Source organism: Salicola sp. AFF1, assembly GCF_056783195.1.
Genome location: NZ_JBXAYL010000118.1, coordinates 1 through 615 on the forward strand (window position 1 = coordinate 1; position 615 = coordinate 615).

The 615-nt window shown below is 68.1% G+C and carries 1 protein-coding gene; it reads right to left on the bottom strand.

What is annotated here, in order from left to right:
• Positions 1-36: 36 nt before the first annotated feature.
• The coding region (locus tag AC1RQI_RS16990) for a substrate-binding domain-containing protein (protein WP_481905797.1) at positions 37-615 on the bottom strand (579 nt) is incomplete at its 5' end.

A 615-nucleotide genomic window follows, 5' to 3' on the forward strand; every position in this document is an offset into this window, starting at 1 on the left:
TGCACGGTGCCTCTGGCGCGGGCAAGTAGTGGCGGATTAAGACTGCGTATTGAGTTTGTTGGCGGCCGTAGCCTCTCTCAGCAACGCCCCCAGCTGCCGCGTGGCGGGCCCGGCGCCATCCGGGTCCGAGAAGGCCAGGTACAGGGTGCTCCAGCGCTCCCCACCCTGTGGTAGAGGCAGGGGGAGGAGGCTGCCGTCGTTGAGTTCATCCCGGATGATGTCCTCGGCGAACCAGGCAAAGCCCAGGCCCATGCAGGCGGCGCGGATGGAGGTGGCCTTGTGGCTGACGGTCCAGCGGTGTTCAGTGACTTCCCAGCCGCCGGCGCGTTCGCGGCGCGAGCCGCTGTCGCGCACGAAGAGATGGCGGTGCTGGCTGAGGTCGTCCATGGTCAGCTCCCGCCCAAGGTGGTGCAGGGGGTGGGAGGGCGCGGCCACGGCGATGAAGCGGACCTGCATCAACGGGTCCCCAACAAGGCCCGGCGGCACGCGGGAGCAGATGGCCAGATCCACCTGGCCCTGTTCCAGCAACTCCTCGCCGCCGCCAAGTACGGTCTCGTAGAGCTCCACGCGGGTGTCGGGGAAGGAGTCGGCAAAGGTCTCCAGGCACTGGAGCAG